14 protein-coding genes and 1 tRNA gene are annotated in these 14937 nt (G+C 38.0%); 9 read left to right on the plus strand and 6 right to left on the minus strand.

Going from position 1 to position 14937, the window contains the following annotated elements:
• The first annotated feature begins 345 nt into the window (after window positions 1-345).
• From AC0INN_RS05070 to ilvA, 6 genes are all read left to right on the plus strand, one after another.
• The gene (locus tag AC0INN_RS05070) at window positions 346-1245 is read left to right on the plus strand and encodes an aminotransferase class IV (protein ID WP_172283179.1); all 900 of its coding nucleotides are present in this window, start codon (window positions 346-348) and stop codon (window positions 1243-1245) included.
• Window positions 1238-2920 carry a dihydroxy-acid dehydratase gene (gene ilvD / locus AC0INN_RS05075; protein WP_273647858.1) on the plus strand — a complete coding sequence of 561 codons (1683 nt, stop codon included), beginning with the start codon at window positions 1238-1240 and terminating at the stop codon, window positions 2918-2920. The genes AC0INN_RS05070 and ilvD overlap by 8 nt, the downstream gene beginning before the upstream one ends.
• A 10-nt stretch (window positions 2921-2930) precedes the next feature.
• The gene (gene ilvB, locus AC0INN_RS05080; protein ID WP_306612067.1) at window positions 2931-4670 is read left to right on the plus strand and encodes a biosynthetic-type acetolactate synthase large subunit; all 1740 of its coding nucleotides are present in this window, start codon (window positions 2931-2933) and stop codon (window positions 4668-4670) included.
• Between the two features lie 8 nt (window positions 4671-4678).
• Entirely contained in the window at window positions 4679-5218 is a 540-nt protein-coding gene (gene ilvN / locus AC0INN_RS05085) for an acetolactate synthase small subunit (RefSeq protein WP_228457034.1), read from the plus strand.
• Window positions 5219-5287: 69 nt separating this feature from the next.
• Window positions 5288-6349: a ketol-acid reductoisomerase gene (ilvC, locus tag AC0INN_RS05090; RefSeq protein WP_273647860.1), complete on the plus strand. Its 1062-nt coding sequence runs from the start codon at window positions 5288-5290 to the stop codon at window positions 6347-6349.
• Window positions 6339-7604, plus strand: coding sequence for a threonine ammonia-lyase IlvA (gene ilvA, locus AC0INN_RS05095; protein WP_273647861.1), 1266 nt, complete (start codon window positions 6339-6341; stop codon window positions 7602-7604). Before ilvC ends, ilvA begins: the two co-directional genes overlap by 11 nt.
• A 440-nt stretch (window positions 7605-8044) precedes the next feature.
• Here the strand turns inward: ilvA and AC0INN_RS05100 are convergent, their stop codons facing one another.
• Window positions 8045-8608 carry a 5' nucleotidase, NT5C type gene (locus AC0INN_RS05100; protein ID WP_273647862.1) on the minus strand — a complete coding sequence of 188 codons (564 nt, stop codon included), beginning with the start codon at window positions 8606-8608 and terminating at the stop codon, window positions 8045-8047.
• An 81-nt stretch (window positions 8609-8689) separates the two neighbouring features.
• Here AC0INN_RS05100 and AC0INN_RS05105 point away from each other — a divergent pair, with 81 nt between their 5' ends.
• Window positions 8690-9439, plus strand: coding sequence for a DeoR/GlpR family DNA-binding transcription regulator (locus tag AC0INN_RS05105; RefSeq protein WP_273647863.1), 750 nt, complete (start codon window positions 8690-8692; stop codon window positions 9437-9439).
• Window positions 9440-9482: 43 nt separating this feature from the next.
• On the opposite strand, the gene AC0INN_RS05110 is transcribed toward AC0INN_RS05105, so the two are convergent.
• The 3 genes from AC0INN_RS05110 to AC0INN_RS05120 all read right to left on the minus strand — a co-directional run bounded on the left by AC0INN_RS05110 (window position 9483) and on the right by AC0INN_RS05120 (window position 11284).
• Complete coding sequence (locus AC0INN_RS05110) at window positions 9483-9656, minus strand: hypothetical protein (protein WP_172283168.1); 174 nt, start codon at window positions 9654-9656, stop codon at window positions 9483-9485.
• A gap of 83 nt (window positions 9657-9739) precedes the next feature.
• Window positions 9740-10687, minus strand: coding sequence for an MBL fold metallo-hydrolase (locus AC0INN_RS05115; RefSeq protein WP_273647864.1), 948 nt, complete (start codon window positions 10685-10687; stop codon window positions 9740-9742).
• Between the two features lie 525 nt (window positions 10688-11212).
• Window positions 11213-11284 (minus strand) — tRNA-Arg (locus AC0INN_RS05120).
• A 165-nt stretch (window positions 11285-11449) separates the two neighbouring features.
• On the opposite strand from AC0INN_RS05120, the gene AC0INN_RS05125 reads away from it, so the two are divergent.
• Together AC0INN_RS05125 and AC0INN_RS05130 are read left to right on the plus strand one after the other, a co-directional pair.
• Window positions 11450-12247, plus strand: a complete 798-nt coding sequence (locus tag AC0INN_RS05125) for an SDR family oxidoreductase (RefSeq protein WP_172283165.1) — start codon at window positions 11450-11452, stop codon at window positions 12245-12247.
• 76 nt (window positions 12248-12323) lie between these two features.
• Window positions 12324-13238, plus strand: coding sequence for a helix-turn-helix domain-containing protein (locus AC0INN_RS05130; protein ID WP_172283163.1), 915 nt, complete (start codon window positions 12324-12326; stop codon window positions 13236-13238).
• Window positions 13239-13293: 55 nt separating this feature from the next.
• Here AC0INN_RS05130 and AC0INN_RS05135 read toward each other — a convergent pair whose 3' ends face one another.
• Complete coding sequence (locus AC0INN_RS05135) at window positions 13294-13842, minus strand: AAA family ATPase (RefSeq protein WP_273647865.1); 549 nt, start codon at window positions 13840-13842, stop codon at window positions 13294-13296.
• A gap of 36 nt (window positions 13843-13878) precedes the next feature.
• Window positions 13879-14865: a GlxA family transcriptional regulator gene (locus AC0INN_RS05140; RefSeq protein WP_273647866.1), complete on the minus strand. Its 987-nt coding sequence runs from the start codon at window positions 14863-14865 to the stop codon at window positions 13879-13881.
• Window positions 14866-14937: the final 72 nt, after the last annotated feature.

Genomic DNA, 14937 nt, shown 5'->3' on the forward strand with positions numbered 1-14937 from the left:
TCGGATAGCAATGATACATCCGGTGCTTTTTATCTAACAAATCAAAGTACTGTAGGACTAATGATTTTATAATGCAGAAGTGAAGTCTTTTTATAATTCTGCTATTGTAGAATTAGATAATTTAAATTATTGATTATTAGTGTTTTATATTTATTTTATCGTGATTTGAATATTGTAATTTTAATTGAAATATGAAAGATAGAAAATATACAAGCCTTAGTTTTGAATCAAAATTAGAAAAGAACTTCATGTACTGCTTTTGGAATCGGATTTATTACCATGTTGACCCGACTGATGAGAATAGCTTTTTTTATGTCTAAACTTAAAATAATTTAAAAAATAAATATGTATTACAACGAGAAAACGATGCTTTATTATGACGGAAAGTTCCAGGAGGCTACTACTGCTTCTACGGGTCTTTACGGACAATCACTTCACTACGGATATGCTGTCTTTGAAGGAATTAAATCATACAAAACAAAGAACGGGACCAAAATTTTTAAGGCAAAAGAACATTATGACCGCCTGAAAAAATCAGCAGAATTAATGATGATTCCTTTTGATTATTCTACGGAAGAGATGATTGACTTGACCTATAAGCTTTTGGAAATGAATAATTTAAGTAATGCATACATCAGACCATTAGTAATTTGCTCTCCTAACATGAGCCTTTCAAAAGGAAACAAAAGTTCTTTGATTATTGAAGCGTGGAGTTGGGATAACGGATACTTATCCGACCATGCAAGGATAATGACCTCTTCTTTTGAGCGCCCCAATCCGAAGGCATTTAGAATAGAAGCAAAAGCGAGTGGTCATTATGTAAACTCTATTCTTGCATCGCAGGAAGCCAAAGATAAAGGATTTGACGAAGCAATGCTTTTAGATGGCAATGGAAATGTAGCGGAAAGTTCAGGAGCTAATATTTTTTATGAAAAGGATGCAAAATTATATACACCGGCAAAAGGGAGTATTCTTCCGGGGATAACCAGAGCGACAATGTTCGAGATATGCGATCAGCTAGGGATTAGCTACGAAGAAAAATTCTTTAAACCTGAAGAAATGGAAGGAGCAGATGCCGGATTTTTTTGTGGTACTGCAGCGGAAGTGGTTGCATTAGAATCATTGAATAATATTCCATTTAAACTGAAGTGGGAAAACAGTGTGTCTGCTTTGATTCAAAAAGCTTACAGACATCTGGTTTTTGAAGAAGATTATTCCTATTTAAAACAAGCGTTGTATGTGTGAAACATTAAATAAATATTCCAGGGTTCTCACTCAGGATCCTACTCAACCGGCAACCCAGGCGATGTTTTACGGAATCGGCTTTAAAAAAGAGGATTTCGATAAAGCCCAGGTTGGAGTAGCGAGTATGGGATATGACGGAAATACCTGCAATATGCACCTTAACGGGCTGGCAGAACTGGTTAAAAAGGGAGTAAACGGACAGAATCTTGTTGGCCTGATGTTTCATACCATAGGGATCAGTGACGGAATGACCAATGGGACAGATGGAATGCGATATTCTCTTGTCAGCAGGGATGTGATTGCAGACAGCATTGAAACGGTGTGTGCAGGACAGTACTATGACGGTCTTATTACAGTTCCGGGATGCGATAAAAATATGCCTGGTTCCCTAATGGCAATGGCGAGATTAAACAGGCCATCGATCATGGTATATGGGGGAAGCATAGAAGCAGGACACTATAAAGGCAATGATCTCAATATCGTATCTGCTTTTGAAGCATTGGGAAATAAGATTGCAGGAAAGCTTTCTGATGAAGATTATGATGGAATCATCAAAAACTCCTGTCCAAGTGCGGGGGCTTGTGGTGGTATGTATACAGCCAATACAATGGCTTCGGCGATTGAAGCACTGGGTATGAGCTTACCATACTCATCTTCTTATCCGGCTCTAAGCAAAGAGAAAAAGGAAGAATGTGAGTTTGCCGGACATTATATGAGGATATTGCTGGAAAAAGACATCAAGCCTTCCGATATCATGACGCCAAAGGCTTTTGAAAATGCCTTGAGAATCATTATGGTTTTAGGGGGAAGCACGAACGCAGTCCTCCATTTCATTGCAATAGCAAAGAGTATTGGTCATCATTTAACGCTGGATGATTTTCAGAAGATTAGCGATACTACACCTTTGCTGGCTGACCTGAAACCTAGCGGCAAGTACCTGATGAAAGATCTTCATGAGGTAGGAGGAGTACCGGCTGTGATGAAATATCTATTGGATCTCGGACTTCTTCATGGAGACTGCCTTACGGTAACCGGAAAGACAATGGAAGAAAACCTTAGAAATATTACTTCAATTATAGATAGGAAACAGGATATTATCAGAGATATCAGCAATCCTATAAAAGAAACAGGCCACATCCGAATTATGTACGGCAACCTGGCGGAAAGAGGCTGTGTGGCCAAAATTACAGGTAAGGAGGGAAATTTTTTTAAAGGAAAAGCAAGGGTTTTTGATGGTGAAAAAGAATTTATCAAAGGTATTGAAGACAAAATAATCCAGGAAGGTGATGTAGTTGTGATTAAGAATGAAGGCCCTAAAGGCGCTCCTGGAATGCCTGAAATGTTGAAACCAACTTCTGCATTGATGGGTTCCGGACTAGGTAAGAATGTAGCATTAATTACGGACGGGCGCTTTTCCGGGGGAACTCATGGTTTTGTGGTAGGGCACATTACACCTGAAGCCTTTGAAGGAGGATTAATTGGTTTGGTTAAAGACAATGATGTGATCGAACTAGATGCTGTAAAGAATACCATCAACCTGATTATATCAGATGAAGAATTAAAAGAAAGAAAAGCCGGATTCAAACAACCGGATTATAAAGTAAAAACAGGGGTGTTATACAAGTATGCAAAGCTGGTATCAGATGCCTCTCAGGGATGTATAACAGATTTTTAAATTGAATATAATGGAATCAACATTTAATGCATTAGAAACAGAAAGGTCTACACAGACCATAAAAAAATTGAAAGGGGCAGAAGTTATTTTGGAAATCCTGAAAGCTGAAAACGTCAATACGATCTTCGGATATCCTGGTGGAGCTGTCATTCCGATTTATGACGCATTATATGATTACAAAGACGATTTAAAGCATATTCTCGTTAGACATGAACAGGGAGCAATCCACGCAGCACAGGGGTTCTCCAGGTCTTCGAACCATACCGGGGTAGCTATTGCAACCAGTGGCCCGGGAGCAACCAATCTGGTAACAGGACTTGCAGATGCTATGATTGACAGCACACCGGTTGTTTGCATAACCGGGCAAGTATATGCATCCCTTTTGGGATCTGATGCTTTTCAGGAAGTAGATGTGATCAATGTTACCGCTCCTGTTACCAAATGGAACTGTCAGGTAACCGATGCTAAAGATATTCCGACAGCTTTGGCAAAAGCTTTCTATATAGCAAGATCAGGGCGACCGGGTCCTGTATTGGTGGATATTACTAAAAATGCACAACTTCAGGAAATCGATTTTACAGGATATGAGGCCTGTAATTCCATCCGGTCTTATCATCCTAAACCCCGAATCAGGCATGAATATATTGAGCAGGCTGCTTTACTGATCAACGCTGCTAAAAGACCATTCCTACTTTTCGGGCAAGGAGTGATTATAGGACAGGCAGAAAAAGAGTTACAGAATTTGGTTGAAAAAACCGGCATTCCTGCGGCTTCTACTGCTTTGGGTTTAGGAGCACTTTCTACAGAACATCCGCTTTATGTAGGAATGCTAGGAATGCATGGACATTATGCTCCTAACAAATTAACCAATGATTGTGATGTGATTATCGCTGTAGGAATGCGATTTGACGATCGTGTAACCGGGAAATTGGATCAATATGCCAGACAAGCTAAAGTAGTTCATCTCGATATTGACCTTGCGGAAATAGATAAAAATGTAAAAGCGGATGTCCCTGTTCTTGGTAATTGTAAAGAAACACTTCCTCTGCTGACTGAGGCTCTTTCAGAAAACTCACATAAAGAGTGGCTGGATCAGTTTAAAGAACTGCATCGTGAAGAAAATCTTGAGGTTGTACACAAGGAATTGAATCCGGAAACAGAAGAACTTACCATGGGAGAGGTGTTAAAATACCTGAACCAACTCACCCATGGAGAGTACATCATCTGTACGGATGTGGGACAGCACCAGATGATTTCCTGCAGATATGCTGAATTTAAAAAATCAAAAAGAAACGTCACTTCCGGTGGTCTTGGAACAATGGGATTTGGTCTTCCTGCAGCAATAGGTGCAAAAATGGCAAATCCTGACAAGCACGTGATCTGTATTGCCGGAGACGGTGGTTTTCAGATGAACATCCAGGAGCTGGGAACTATTTCACAATTCGGAATAGGGGTAAAGATGATTGTTCTGAACAATTCTTTTCTCGGGATGGTTCGTCAATGGCAGGAACTCTTTCATGACAAGCGATATTCTTTCGTGGATATCACCAGTCCGGACTTTTCTGCTGTTGCTGAAGCCTATGGCATTAAAGCAAAGCATGTAAAAGAAAGAGCTTTCCTGGAATCTTCATTAAAAGAAATGCTTGAAACAGAGGGATCTTATCTTCTGGAAATAAAAGTAGGGAAAGAAAATAATGTTTTCCCGATGGTCCCACAAGGATGCAGCGTAAGTGAAATCCGCTTAAAATAAAAATAAATATGATGAATAAACAGGAATACACCATAAGCGTTTTCACAGAAAACCAGGTAGGATTACTCGCCAGAATAGCAACGGTTTTTTCTAGGAGGGGGATTAATATAGACAGCCTGAATGTTTCACCTACAGAAATTACAGGTATTTCCAGGTTTACCATTGTAGTGGAAACTACATATGAAACTGTAAGGAAAATATCCCGCCAGATTCAGAAGCTGGTAGAAGTGATAAAAGTATATTACAATACCAATGAAGAAATCGTATGGCAGGAACTGGCACTTTTTAAAATAGAAACCAATGTCGTTTCTGAAAAATTCTATGTTGAAAGGATTTTAAGACAATATGGTGCAACCATCGTAAGTGTGAGAAATGATTATACTGTTTTTACGATTGTGGGACATCATGAAGAAATAGGCCGTTTCCTTGACCTTCTGGAGCCCCATGGTCTTATAGAGTTTATCAGAAGCGGAAGAGTAGCAGTTATTAAATCCAATGAAGCTTTCCATAAAAAGCTGACGGCCCTTGAAAAAATGGCTTATCAATAAAAAACACAAGTTCAATATATTATAATGTGGCCAGAATTGGCCGGAAAAATAACAATTAAAAACAAAATTATGGCATTAATTAAATTTGCAGGAGTAGAAGAAAATGTAGTAACAAGAGAAGAATTTCCAATTGAAAAAGCGCAGGATGTATTAAAAAATGAGACTGTAGCGGTTTTAGGATATGGTATCCAGGGACCTGGTCAGGCTTTAAACCTTCAGGATAACGGAATCAATGTAATTGTCGGACAACGTAAGAATTCTAAAAGTTGGGATAAGGCAGTACAAGATGGATTTATTCCGGGTGAAACATTATTTGAATTAGAAGAGGCAGCACAAAGAGGAACTATTCTGTGCTATCTTTTAAGTGATGCTGCACAGATCGAATTCTGGCCAACATTAGAAAAACACCTTACCCCTGGAAAAACATTATATTTCTCACATGGTTTCGGAATTACCTATAATCACCAGACTAATATCGTACCGTCTAAAGAGGTAGATGTAGTTTTGGTAGCGCCTAAAGGATCCGGAACATCTTTAAGAAGACTTTTTGTGGAAGGTAAGGGATTGAACAGCAGTTATGCCATCCATCAGGATGCAACGGGAAATGCGAAGGATAAAGTAATTGCATTAGGGATTGCGGTAGGCAGCGGATATTTGTTCGAAACCAACTTTAAGAAAGAAGTATATAGTGATCTGGTAGGAGAAAGGGGCTCATTGATGGGTGCAATACAGGGACTTTTTGCGGCTCAGTTTGAAGTATTGAGAGCTCAGGGACATTCACCTTCCGAAGCCTTTAATGAAACCGTTGAGGAATTAACACAGTCTTTAATGCCTTTGGTGGCAGAGAACGGAATGGATTGGATGTATGCCAACTGTTCAACAACAGCCCAAAGAGGAGCTTTAGATTGGTGGAAAAAGTTTTATGATGCTACTAAACCTGTATTTGAAGAGCTGTATCAAAGTGTGAAAGAAGGAACTGAATCACAAAAATCAATTTCAAGTAACAGTAAAGAAAATTACAGGGAAGGTCTTAACAAAGAGCTTGAAGAATTGAGAAACAGCGAATTATGGCAAGCCGGGAAAGTCGTAAGATCGTTACGTCCGGATAGAGAATATGAATATGAAAAGTAAAACCATTACTTTCCCTTCCTTAGATGCTGTTAAAAAGGCCCGGAAAACCCTGGAAAATATTGTCAATACAACACCACTGCAGGAAAGCGTTAGACTTTCCAGACAGATTGGAGCGAATATTTTTTTGAAAAGGGAAGATATGCAACCGGTCCGTTCCTATAAGATCAGGGGTGCCTATAATAAAATCTACAGCCTCCACAGAAATGATAAAACCGGAAATGGTGTTGTTTGTGCCAGTGCAGGAAATCATGCCCAAGGCGTTGCTTTTGCATGCAGGAAAATGAAGATCAACGGAACGATTTTCATGCCCGTCACGACTCCTAAGCAAAAACTGGAGCAGGTAGCCATGTTTGGGGAACAGTATGTTGAAATAAAGCTTATAGGCGATACTTTTGATGACTCAAAGAATGCGGCCATAGCATACAGTGAAAATTCGGGAGCTGAATTTATCCATCCGTTTGATGATGTGGAAATCATTGAAGGCCAGGCTACCTTGGCCATGGAAATTCTGGAACAAGCAAAAGATCCTATAGATTTTGTACTTGTACCACTTGGAGGAGGTGGGTTAGCTGCTGGCATTATCACTGTGTTTTCGATTTTATCACCTCAAACGAAAATCATTATTGCAGAACCAAAGGGAGCTGCATCGATGAAGGCATCTGTAGAAGCAGGAACCAATATCGAATTGTTGCACATTGATAAATTTGTAGATGGAGCTGCTGTTCAAAAGGTAGGTGACCTTGCTTTTGAAATCTGCAGGGACCATATCCATGAGTGTATTGCTGTTCATGAAGGAAAAGTATGTGAAACTTTATTGGAACTTTACAACAAGGATGCAATGGTGCTTGAGCCTGCAGGTGCATTGACGATAGCTGCACTGGAGCTCTGTAAAGAAGAGATAGCAGGAAAAAATGTTGTATGCATTGTAAGCGGAAGTAACAATGATATTACAAGGACGGAGGAGATTAAAGAAAGGGCAATGCTTTATAAAGGATTGAAACATTATTTTATTGTAAAATTTCCTCAGCGACCGGGTGCTCTTAAAGAATTTGTTCTGAGTGTTTTGGGAACATCGGATGATATTACTTTTTTTGAATATACCAAAAGGAATTCCCGGGAAACTGCTTCAGCGATCGTTGGTATTGAAGTTCCTTCTTTTTCAGACTTTGAAGGATTATTAAAGAGAATGAAGCAGGCAGGGTATTATGAATCATATCTCAATGATTCCCCCAATATGATGAATATTTTAATTTAGATTAATGAATCAAGCCACTTACAAAAGTGGCTTGATTATTTGGTAAACATAAGCTTTGACAGGTAATAAATACCCGTTATAGTCTTATGGATACTTAAAATAAGGCTAAACTGATAAATGTCATGGTGTTTATTATTTTTATTCAGTCTAAATAAATATAAATTTGTTGTAGCAAAATAACAATAAGAAATAGAGAGATAATTACTCTCAATTATTACGGTTTGTTTTTTGGAAAGTATAATAAAAATAACACAACTAATCATATCCATATCAATTTTTGTTTTTTTAACCGGTGAGGCCATATCTCACCGGTTTTCTTTTATTATAGGATAAATGTTCCTGTAAAAAGAAACCCTTCCTATTATTGGAAGGGTTAGTTGTTAGAGTAAATTATTTCGGTTTATTAGATAAATCAAATCGTTACGATTATTCCTGATGGCTTAAACAGCTTCAGATTTACTTAAATTCCTGATATCATTGAATAATGTCCGTACTTCACCCCATGTATTTACTCTTTGATGGTGATCTATATTACTGTTGTGTCCTGCGTTAAACATAATTGGTCTTCCCTTACAGAAATCCAGATTTTTAATATGGTCATCAATAAGGTAGTCCGTATCGATTACACTCTTATCTCCGCACATAATGATATTTTTCCATGAAATAAAAGGGAAGTGCTCCTGCAGCCATTGGTATTTTTCATATAATGAAAGCGGAAACTCCATTGCTGCTGTCACAATATATACATCATAATCTTTCATCAGTTCCTGTACTACCTCTATGGCACCAGGCATCACTGGCAAGGTGCGGAAAAATCCCGGAGTTTGCAGATATTCGAATATTATTTCTTTGTTGGGAAAAGCGTCCGGTTCCGGTTTACCGATCATATCTTCCCGGCTGATTAAAATGCCATGATCCCTGTGATACCAGGCGATTAATTGTGCCTCTACATCTGCAATTACACCATCCATATCTATAGCGATCGTTTCTTTTTTATTTTTCATTTTGCAATTATTTGCAACAAATATATAAAATATTGCATGAAGTTGCATTATCTTGCAGTAAATATTTTCTATATTTGTGTTATGATAAAAGCTGAAAGACAGGATCGCATTCTGGAATATCTGGCCAAGGACAAAAAGGTTTTGCTTGATCAATTGAGCAAAACCCTTAAAGTATCTGAAGATACCATACGCCGGGATATTAAAGAATTATCCGATAAAGGGTTGCTTAAAGCTGTCCGTGGTGGTGCTCTTCAACGGTCATCAATGCCGTTGCATTTTAAGGACCGGCAGAATATTGATGTAGCCCACAAAAAGATGATTGCAGAGAAGGTTTTGGAATATATCACTCCCGGCATGGTTCTGCTTGTGGATTCAGGAACCTCAGCATTGGCTGTAGTAGCGAATTTGCCAAAGGATATCGCTTTAACTGTTGTCACCAATAGCTTTCCTGTGGCTTCTCTTTTGGAAGACCATACAGAAATTGAAGTTTTGTTTATGGGGGGAATGCTGAATAAAATTTCATTCTCTACAACAGGATACGAAACCATACAAAGTATAAGAAATATCAGGGCAGATATCTGTCTACTGGGTGTTTGCAGTATTGATCTGGAGGTGGGTGTGACGGGAGATGATTACGAAGATAGCCTGGTTAAAAGAGTAATGATAGAAACTTCAAAATGTACGATTGCCTTATCGACCTCAGATAAACTGGGAAAATCGGAATCCTTTTACATATGCGCCACGAATTCCCTGAATGTGATCATCACAGAAGCTGATCCCGATTCTGATTATTTAAAACCTTATATAGAAGCGGGTATAGAAGTACGGTAAAATCAAAAGGCAAAGAATAACTTTCTTTGCCTTTTGATCAATTCTAATCGATAATAATGGCCATGCATAACCCATTAGGCCCTGCTTGTGATCTTGGACGGCATGCTCCGTTAATGCAGCACCAGTCATCACCACATTCCAGGTTGGCAGGACATTGCAGGTATCCGCCATTAATACGTCTTAGTTCACTTCTTTCCAATGATTTTAAATTTTTCATAGTACATAGTTTTAGTTGTAAAACAAATGTAATGAATTATGTAATAGGAAATTATCTGTTATTTAAAAAAACTGTTTATCTTTTTACAAAGTGATTTTTTCTCCTTGTACAGGGAAAATATACCGGATTCCCAAAGTATTTTTTTCCTTCAGTTGCTTCTTGATTTTCTCTATGCTATCATCCACAGGTTTCAGGTGGGTAATGATTACAGGGACGTTTTTTAGTTTTCCGGGTTGACAAAAACCATTCAGAATATTCAATTCATTTTCCAATAACGCTGGGGTAAGATGTCCAAATAATGATTTATCCGGTTGTGCATTTGGAAAAGAAACTTCTATTAGAATTCCTTTTAGCTTTTGCTTATTTACATGTGGAGCAACCTGTTTCCATAGTTTTTCGAGCTTATTGCTTTTTTCTATACGATCGCTTCCCGTATCTCCCAGGTAAAGAAGGTAATCGTCATTATACCGTAAAAGAAAAGCTGTACTTTCATAAGGGTTGACGTGGCTAAGCGGAAAAGCTGTCACATACATTTCTGTGTCTGTTAGAGGTATTTCCCTGTTTTCTTCCAGACTGATCATTTTATATTTACCTAACCTGGGTGTTTCTCCGGTATCGGTAAAATTAGCCCAGCTTTGCCACGAGAAATATTTATCTGTAATGATGTTTCCAACAGAAGGTAGTGTATACACGGACTTTTTTGTATCATCCGGGCTGTTGATGATCAATCCGCTTACATGATCAAGATGTGCATGGGAGATAAGATAGCCTTTGATATTTTGTTGGATCACCTGCAATGCAGAATTTTGTTTAAAATTTCCCTTCTCTATTGCTTTTTCAATTCCGGAACGTATTGTTCCGGCATCAAGAGTAATATAATTGTCAGAATGCACCGGAGCAGCCATGTAGCTGGATAAGTTACTTTCATAACCTCCACCATAAATCCCCAATGGGATTACTTTGAAGCTGTTCTGTGCGGAACAAATGGCTGTCGACAAAATAATAGCCAGGCTGAAAAATTGTTTTATCATGTAAAATACGTGTTATTGTTATGAGGAATAATGGGAATACAAATTTAATTTAAAACATAGCGATCACAAAACAAATTAAAGAAATCTATGTTTTGTAAGACTCCAGGTAATTATAATTATGTTTATTACAATTCTGAAATAAGGGAAAAGGGCTTCTCATAAATGAAAAGCCCCTGCTGCAAATGCATTACATATAAGCATGTAATAATTTATTAAATAAAAGCTTCCCGCTGGAGGGAAGCTTTAGACTAAAATGATGAAAATTATTATTAAGGTGATGTTTCGTATTCAAAAATAGTGATTGCTATACATTTGTTTTTATGATCATGATCATAAAGTGGTGAATTATACTAGTCGTTTATCAAAAATAATTATGAAACTTACTTTACCAAAGTAGCGTCAAGTTCTTTTTTTCAACTATGAAAAAAAGAACTTTCACTTCAAATAAAGTTGCCGCTTGTTTAATTCCGATTTTGAATGTTTCGGGGGATACTATTTTTAGAGCTTTGAACAAAAGGTGATGTGTAGCCTCACCAGGGATCGAACCTGGATCTAAAGTTTAGGAAACTTTTGTTCTATCCATTGAACTATGAGGCCTTAGTGGGTCAAATATATTAATATCCATTTAAAAATAAGCCATGTTCAGCCATTTTTTCTTTCAAAAAGGCTGATTTCCATTTTGGCTACATCAATATCCGTTTTGGCAACTTCAGTCATTCTTCGAGTGCGGACATTTGTATTGTAATTTTAATACAACAAAAAATGAAAACAATTTTTATAACAGGTGCCTCTACAGGACTTGGAAAAGCGAGTGCCAAATTATTTCAAAGCAAAGGATGGAACGTAATAGCAACGATGAGAAATCCGGAATCTGATACCGAACTGCATACTTTAGAAAACGTAACGTTACTTCCTTTGGATGTTACCAATCCGGAACAGATCAAATCTACAGTAAAAAAGGCATTGGAGATGAGTTCGATAGACCTTGTATTCAATAATGCGGGATATGGTTTAATAGGACCTTTGGAAGCTTTAACAGATGATCAGATTGTAAAACAATTAAATACCAATCTTTTGGGAGTGATCCGTGTTACACAGGCTTTTATTCCTTATTTCAGGGAAAAGAGAAGCGGAATGTTCATTACTACAACTTCTATTGGAGGCTTGATTGCTTTTCCATTAGGATCTACCTATCATGCCACGAAGTGGGCATTGGAAGGATGGAGCGAAAGCCTGGCATTTGAACTGAATACCTTCGGGGTGGATATAAAAACCGTTTCTCCAGGCGGGATTAAAACAGATTTTATCAGTAGGTCGCTGGATATGGGTACCCAACCGGAATATGAACCAATGATCAATACTATGTTTTCCAATACGGAAGCGATGATGGAAGGGGCTTCAGAGCCTGAATTAATTGCTGAAGTAGTATATGAAGCTGCTACCGACGGTAAAAAGCAACTTCGCTATGTTGCAGGTAAAGATGCTAATGAGCTGTATGCACAACGTCTGGAGATGGGAGCAGAAGCATTCCGTGAACAATTCGGAAAGCAATTTATATAAATATTCATTCAAAGAACAGTGCAGATATAACGACTGCACTGTCTTTTTAACTTTAAATAATGCTTACATTTATATTATGGAAAAGAAAGATAATGCTCCTCTGAAAATTTCCTCTATTTCCGAGCTGCACGATATATTACAGGTTCCCAAACCGCTACATCCTCTGATCAGTCTTGTGGATAATACCACAATGAGTGTAAATAAAGAAATACTAAACCGGAATTTTGTCTTGAATTTTTACAAGATATCATATAAATTTTCTGAAAACGGGAAAATGGGATATGGGCAAGGATATTATGACTTTAACGAGGGTGGAATGATGTTTACGGCTCCCAACCAGATCCTGTCCACTGACGAAGAAGCGGAATACCATGGATATACCTTATTCATACATCCTGATTTTATTAGGAATTATCCCTTGGCTAAGAATATAAAGAAATATGGCTTCTTTTCTTACGATACAAATGAAGCACTTCACTTATCCGACAAAGAGAAGAAGCTTATCGTTGGATTGCTGGATAATATCAATGGAGAACTCCATACTGCGATTGATGATATCAGCCAGGATGTCATTATATCTTATATTGAAGTATTACTCAATTACAGCAACAGATTTTATAAGCGTCAGTTTATTACCCGCAAAACCGTAAGCAATGATCTTCTTTCCCGGATGGAAAAGATCCTGGAGAATTATTTTGAAGATCAGGAGACCTTACAAAATGGACTTCCTACCGTTGAGTTTCTGGCTTCCCGACTGAACCTGTCACCCCATTACCTGAGTGATATGCTTCGCAACCTTACAGGTCAAAATGCCCAGCAACATATCCATGAAAAATTAATTGAAAAAGCGAAAGAATATCTTACAACCACCAGCTTATCTGTAGCAGAAATAGCTTATCAGCTGGGATTCGAGCATTCACAATCATTTAATAAATTATTCAAAAAGAAAATGAATATCACACCCCTTATGTTTAAGCAATCGTTTAACTGATTATCGCAAAGGGCTGAAATGTAAGAATGGTTGCTTTTTATTGTTGGAAATCACTTTATATGATATTCCTGAGAATAAAGTTTGCCCGTGCCTGCGGAGTATCAGGCGGTACATCTATAGGCGTATAACCATAATCAATATAGGTAGACCTCATCACATCATAAGTTTCTGCTGCTTCTTCCCAGGTTTGCTTTCTTTCGCCGTCTGTTCTGTAAATTTCCGGCCAGGGTGGAAGAATAAATATTTGAGGATTATATAGATAGTTTTTAGTAATACTTTTCATTTCAGGGCTAACAGGTAGTTGAATCATACGTGCATAGCAAAAAGCATCTATAATCCCACGATCAAAAAAAACAATCTCATCCCGAACAGCAGAAACAGCCTCATAACTTTGTAAAGATGCACTGATCATAAGATCCGTATAGAGTTCTCTGTTTCCCCATGGAAGTCCATTTCCTTTATTTTTTATCTGTTCTTTAATGATTTGTCTTGCATCTTCTTCTACTGTCCGATATCCTGCATTTTCAAGCTCGTTCAGTAGAGTTGTTTTTCCAACACCGGGACCACCGGTGATGACGTAAAAGTTGTTCCTACGGTATTTCATGCCCATTTTTATGGAGTTTTTTAGAAGGAAAATGATTTAATCTATTTCCTGGCTTTTATATTTGTTCCTGTAATCTGCCGGAGTGAGTCCTGTGATTCTTTTAAAGACCGTTCTGAAGGTTTTAAGATCGTTATAACCGATACTGTAAGTAACATCAGCAATATTGTGTTCTCCGGATTCAAGAGCTTTCTTTGCAGCTTCCACCTTTACACGCTGGATGTACTCTATAGGATTTAGGGAAGTCGCATTTTTAAAGCGGCGGATAAAATTTCTGCGGCTCATATTCACCTGGCTGGCGATCTGTTCTACTGAAATTTCTGTTGTAAATTTCTTTTCAATATAACTTTGTGCTTTATGGATTTCATCATCATTATGCCTGCGCTGTCCGGAAAAGATCGTAAAAATGCCCTGGGAGCTTCGTCCATAGTCAAGAGCATAGAATTTGCTTAAAGAAACCGCCACTTCTTTACCGCAGTTTTTTTCAATGAAATACAAAATTGCATTCAATGATGAAAATCCGCCACCGCCTGTAATGATCGCCTTAGAATGGGTAACCACATGCTCCGGTTTGAAATCGATCAAAGGGTATCGATACTGAAGATCTTCTATAGCGTTCCAATGTGAAGTCGCAGGCATATGATCAAGAAGTCCGCTTTCAGCAAGGAAATATGCTCCGGTACAAAGACTGATGATCTCACATTTTTGTTCATACTTTTTCAGAATCCATCCCGTCAGTACAGCATTTTTTGTTAATATGGCATTCACATCTTCCTGTCCGGATTTCATGGGAGCCACAATCACAACATCTGTATCGAATTTTTCTGCCAGTGTTCTGCTACAGCAAAACTGCATAGGCAGCCCGGATGAAACTTCTTTATGATGAATCCCGATAAGTTCTATATGAAAGGGAAGTGGCTTGCCATTCATTAATGCCATCTCATTGGCACTGCTAAAAAGTGCTGTTACCGTGGAGACTGCTGTAGGCATGGCATCTTCATACACTATAATTGAAATATGTTTCATAATATCAGTGCTTGTATACTCAAAAGTACATAATTAAATGGCACAAAATGCACTGCATGTTGTCATTTATGC

It is taken from the genome of Chryseobacterium subflavum, assembly GCF_055762745.1.

Excerpts from the sequence above, each read along its gene's own strand:
- ilvD (WP_273647858.1), top strand. The coding sequence starts at position 1,238 with ATGTGTGAAACATTAAATAAATATTCCAGGGTTCTCACTCAGGATCCT.
- ilvB (WP_306612067.1), top strand. The coding sequence starts at position 2,931 with ATGGAATCAACATTTAATGCATTAGAAACAGAAAGGTCTACACAGACC.
- ilvC (WP_273647860.1), top strand. The coding sequence starts at position 5,288 with ATGGCATTAATTAAATTTGCAGGAGTAGAAGAAAATGTAGTAACAAGA.
- AC0INN_RS05070 (WP_172283179.1), top strand. The coding sequence starts at position 346 with ATGTATTACAACGAGAAAACGATGCTTTATTATGACGGAAAGTTCCAG.
- ilvN (WP_228457034.1), top strand. The coding sequence starts at position 4,679 with ATGATGAATAAACAGGAATACACCATAAGCGTTTTCACAGAAAACCAG.
- AC0INN_RS05135 (WP_273647865.1), bottom strand. The coding sequence starts at position 13,842 with ATGAAATACCGTAGGAACAACTTTTACGTCATCACCGGTGGTCCCGGT.
- AC0INN_RS05115 (WP_273647864.1), bottom strand. The coding sequence starts at position 10,687 with ATGATAAAACAATTTTTCAGCCTGGCTATTATTTTGTCGACAGCCATT.
- AC0INN_RS05125 (WP_172283165.1), top strand. The coding sequence starts at position 11,450 with ATGAAAACAATTTTTATAACAGGTGCCTCTACAGGACTTGGAAAAGCG.
- AC0INN_RS05110 (WP_172283168.1), bottom strand. The coding sequence starts at position 9,656 with ATGAAAAATTTAAAATCATTGGAAAGAAGTGAACTAAGACGTATTAAT.
- AC0INN_RS05140 (WP_273647866.1), bottom strand. The coding sequence starts at position 14,865 with ATGAAACATATTTCAATTATAGTGTATGAAGATGCCATGCCTACAGCA.
- AC0INN_RS05100 (WP_273647862.1), bottom strand. The coding sequence starts at position 8,608 with ATGAAAAATAAAAAAGAAACGATCGCTATAGATATGGATGGTGTAATT.
- ilvA (WP_273647861.1), top strand. The coding sequence starts at position 6,339 with ATGAAAAGTAAAACCATTACTTTCCCTTCCTTAGATGCTGTTAAAAAG.
- AC0INN_RS05105 (WP_273647863.1), top strand. The coding sequence starts at position 8,690 with ATGATAAAAGCTGAAAGACAGGATCGCATTCTGGAATATCTGGCCAAG.
- AC0INN_RS05130 (WP_172283163.1), top strand. The coding sequence starts at position 12,324 with ATGGAAAAGAAAGATAATGCTCCTCTGAAAATTTCCTCTATTTCCGAG.